At 53.3% G+C, this 4,227-nt stretch carries 3 protein-coding genes; all 3 read left to right on the plus strand.

Annotation, left to right across the window (positions count from 1 at the left end):
- Positions 1-37 precede the first annotated feature (37 nt).
- Positions 38-1,171, plus strand: a complete 1,134-nt coding sequence (torC, locus tag KQJ18_RS22165) for a pentaheme c-type cytochrome TorC (protein ID WP_216422750.1) — start codon at positions 38-40, stop codon at positions 1,169-1,171.
- A gap of 9 nt (positions 1,172-1,180) precedes the next feature.
- Positions 1,181-3,682: a trimethylamine-N-oxide reductase TorA gene (gene torA / locus KQJ18_RS22170; RefSeq protein ID WP_216422751.1), complete on the plus strand. Its 2,502-nt coding sequence runs from the start codon at positions 1,181-1,183 to the stop codon at positions 3,680-3,682.
- Positions 3,672-4,227 (plus strand): molecular chaperone TorD (torD, locus tag KQJ18_RS22175; RefSeq protein ID WP_216422752.1); only part of this gene is annotated, 556 nt, incomplete at its 3' end. The genes torA and torD, both read left to right, overlap by 11 nt.

The raw sequence follows: 4,227 nt of genomic DNA on the forward strand, positions 1-4,227 counted from the left end.
CGCTTAGCGTGTCGCTATTAAAAAAATGGAGGCAAGCATGTCGTGGATAAGAAAGAACGCACTGTGGTGCGCATTCGTCGGGGCAGTAGCAATGGCCCTTGCAATTTGGGGGACGTGGCAAGGCGTTCATTACACCAGTACCACCGAATTTTGTTTATCGTGTCACTCGATGCGTACACCAGGAGAGGAATATAAAACCAGCGTGCATTTTCGCAATGCTTCTGGCGTGCGTGCTGAGTGTAAGGATTGTCATATTCCTCCAGGGATCGTCCCGACGCTGGTTCGTAAAACGGAAGCCTTAAACGACCTCTACCACACCTTTATCTCTCCTTCGATTGATACCCCTGAAAAATTTGCCGCAAAACGAGCGGAATTGGCCCAGCGAGAGTGGGCGCGAATGAGCGCTAACAATTCGGCGGCATGTAAATCTTGCCACAGCTATGAGGCGATGGATCACGGCAAACAATCTGCGAATGCGGCGGCGCAAATGACCGCGGCGGCGGCAAAAGACAGCAACTGTATTGATTGCCATAAAGGTATTGCCCATCACAAACCCGATATGAGCAGCGGTTTCCGCGATCGCTATAAGCAGTTGCAGCAGCAGGGAGCGTCTTTATCGAATGCGAGCACGCTGTTCTCGTTAAGCGAAAAAGCATTGACGGCAACGGCCGGAAGCCCCGCAGGTAAAGCGCTGTTATTTCCTGCCACCGAGGTCAAAGTGCTGAAAAAAGAGGGCAGCAACGTGCAGCTTGAACTGACGGGCTGGCGTGAAAGCAAAGGACGCGGGCGGGTGATAACCCAGTATATGGGTAAGCGTGTATTCTCGGCCGTGCTTGATGACGCCTTGATGGCGAACGTAAAAGTACTACAAACCCAGGTCGATCCTGACTCACACCAGCAATGGCAGCAGGTGAGCGTGACCGCCTGGACCTCCGCCCAGGGGCTTATCAGCAATATTGCACCGATCTGGGAATATTCGGATCAAATGCTGCAATCGACCTGTAGCGCCTGTCATAGCACTCCTCCTACGACCCGATATACCGCCAACGGCTGGATCGCCGGATTGAAAGCGATGTCCACCTATTACCGACTGAATCCGGTGGAAGAACGTACGTTGTTGAAATACCTCCAGACCCATGCCAACGATGTCTCTGAACCTAACAAAAATTAAGGAAAATATATGGATATTCATGAATTTAACCCGTCTCGCCGCCGTTTTCTGAGCGGTATGTTAGCGGTGGGCGCGGCCAGTGCGCTGGCGCCGAATCCGCTGATATCAAAAGTATGGGCAGCGGGAGAAAACCCCGCACAGTGGATTCAATCCGGTTCGCATTTTGGCGCTTTTGAAGCCAAGGTTGTCAACGGCGAGTGGACAGAAACCCGGCCTTTCAAACATGACAAATACCCTTGCGATATGCTGAACGCGGTGCGTGAAGTGGTCTATAACCCGTCGCGGGTGCGTTATCCAATGGTTCGTCTGGACTGGTTACGTAAACGCGAGAAATCGGATCGCAGCCAGCGCGGAGATAATCGTTTTGTGCGGGTAAGTTGGGATCAGGCGCTGGATCTGTTTTACGAAGAGCTGGAACGGGTACAAAAAACCTACGGCTCATCGGGGGTATTTACCGGGCTGGCCGACTGGCAAATGGTAGGGAAATACCATAAAGCGGGCGGGGCGATGGACAGAGGGCTTGGTCTGCATGGTAGCTATGTGACGACCGTTGGCGACTACTCTGCAGCAGCTGCGCAGGTTATCTTGCCGCATGTGATTGGTTCGCTGGAAGTTTATGAACAGCAAACGTCACTGCCGCTGGTTATTCAGAACAGTAATACCATCGTGCTGTGGGGGTGCGATCCGATCAAAAACTTGCAGATCGAGTTCCTGGTTCCCGATCACGATGCGTTTGGCTACTGGCAACAGATTAAAGAAGCGGTTGCGCAGGGTAAAATGCGCGTTATCAGCGTCGATCCAGTGCGTAGCAAATCGCAAAACTACCTTGGCTGTGAACAACTGGCGCTACGACCACAAACCGATGTCGCGTTAATGCTGGCACTCGCCCATACGCTGTATGAAGAAAAACTGTATGACACGGCGTTTATTAACGATTACACCGTGGGTTTTGAGCAGTTTTTGCCCTATCTGCTTGGGGAGAGTGATAAGCAGCCGAAAAATGCCGAATGGGCAGCGCAAATCTGTGGCCTGACGGCGGAGCAGATCCGTGATTTCGCCCGCTTGCTGGTCAAAGGCCGGACCCAATTTATGGGCGGTTGGTGCGTACAACGCATGCATCATGGCGAACAGTATCCCTGGATGCTGGTGGTGCTGGCCAGTATGGTTGGGCAAATTGGCTTGCCGGGCGGCGGCGTAGGGTTTGGCTGGCATTACAACGGCGGTGGTACGGTGACATCCACCGGACCTGTACTGTCCGGGCTGGGAGGGATCGCGAATCCTCCACCGGCGAAGTATAAAGCGGATTTTCGCGGCGCATCGGAGCATATCCCCACCTCACGCATCGTTGACTGCCTGCTGGAGCCGGGCAAAAAGGTTGCCTTTAACGGCGAAACGTTAACCTGGCCTGATATTAAAATGGCGATCTACAGCGCGGCGAATCCATTCCATGCGCAGCAGGATCGTAATCGCATGATCAAGGCATGGAAGAAGCTGGAAACCGTGGTGGTATTGGAGCATCAATGGACCGCGTCGTGTCGATTTGCCGATATCGTCCTGCCTGTTACCACCCGCTTTGAACGTAACGATATTGAACAGTTTGGTACGCATTCGAACAAAGGGCTGATGGCCCTGCATCAGATTGTTAAACCGCAATATGAAGCGCGGCATGATTTTGACGTTTTTGCCGGATTATGTAAGCGCTTTGATAAAGAGGCGGTGTACCGCGAGAACCGTGATGAAATGCAGTGGATACAGGCGCTCTACGACGAAGGTGTGAAGATGGGCGCGTCGCTCGGTGTCTCCTTACCGGACTTTACGACGTTCTGGCAGGGCGAAGGATACATTGAATATCCGGCCGGACAGCCGTGGGTGCGTCACGGTGAGTTTCGCGACCAACCAGATCTTAATCCCCTGGGAACGCCGTCAGGTCTGATTGAAATCTACAGTAAAACCATTGCTGGCTTTGCTTACGAGGATTGTCCCGGTCATCCGGTATGGATGGAACCGTTTGAACGTAATCATGCCGCTAAAAAAAATAAATATCCGCTGCATCTGCAATCCTGCCATCCGGATAAACGTTTGCACTCGCAGTTGTGCTCGAGCGAGGCGTTTCGCAATACCTATGCGGTTACCGGAAGAGAACCGCTTTATATCAGCGCGCAGGATGCCACTGCCCGTGGTCTGAAAGCAGGTGATATCGCTCGCGTCTTCAATGACCGTGGTCAGGTGCTGGCTGGGGTGGTGATTAGCCCGGATTTTACCCCTGGCGTAATCCGCATTCATGAAGGGGCCTGGTATTCCCCGCAGGAGGGTGGAAAAGCCGGGACGTTATGCACTTATGGCGACCCGAATGTCCTGAGCGCCGATATTGGTACTTCACAGTTGGCGCAAGGCCCTTCAGCGCATACCGTGCTGGTGGAGGTCGAACGTTATCAGCAGAAAAAAGCGCCACCGGTAACGGCATTCGGCGGCCCGGAGACAGTAAAAGAGGAGGGGGGAAGTGCAGCATAACCAAATACATCAGCAGCGGGTGGACATGTACCAGTGGTTCTCGCAATTGCTGTTCCGTGAGCTGGACGAAAAGCAACTTGCCAGCCTTGAAAACGACGATAATCGGGCGTGGATTGTCTCACTGGCGGCGATTCCTGGATTGTCTGGCAAGGTTAAGCATTTTGAGCGTAGTCTGACCCGAATTTTACGCCGTGATTCCCGACAGCTGGAACTCGCCGCGGATTTTGCCTCGCTGTTTCTGCTGGCGCCGCCTGGCGGAGTTTCTCCCTATGCAGGGCACTATCCGCATACGACCGCGTCAGCAGAACGTCAGCAAATGAATGTGCTGCTGATCGAACACGGTCTGACCGCGCGGGAAAATGAGCCATCCGATCATATCGCCATTCAACTGGCATTGATGGCGAAGATGGTTGCTAAAGAGGAGGCGGTATCTGCGCAGTATTACTTTTTGCATCACCATATGATGTGCTGGGCGCCATTGCTACGAGATGCCTGCCTGGCGCGAGATGAACAGGGGTTTTACCCGCAGGCGGTCAATCTGATAG

It is taken from the genome of Citrobacter sp. S55_ASV_140, assembly GCF_018919505.1.
Taxonomy (GTDB): Bacteria; Pseudomonadota; Gammaproteobacteria; order Enterobacterales; family Enterobacteriaceae; genus Citrobacter; species Citrobacter werkmanii.

What these genes read in the sequence shown, in the direction of transcription:
- torC (WP_216422750.1), top strand. Translation starts at nt 38, where the DNA reads ATGTCGTGGATAAGAAAGAACGCACTGTGGTGCGCATTCGTCGGGGCA.
- torA (WP_216422751.1), top strand. Translation starts at nt 1,181, where the DNA reads ATGGATATTCATGAATTTAACCCGTCTCGCCGCCGTTTTCTGAGCGGT.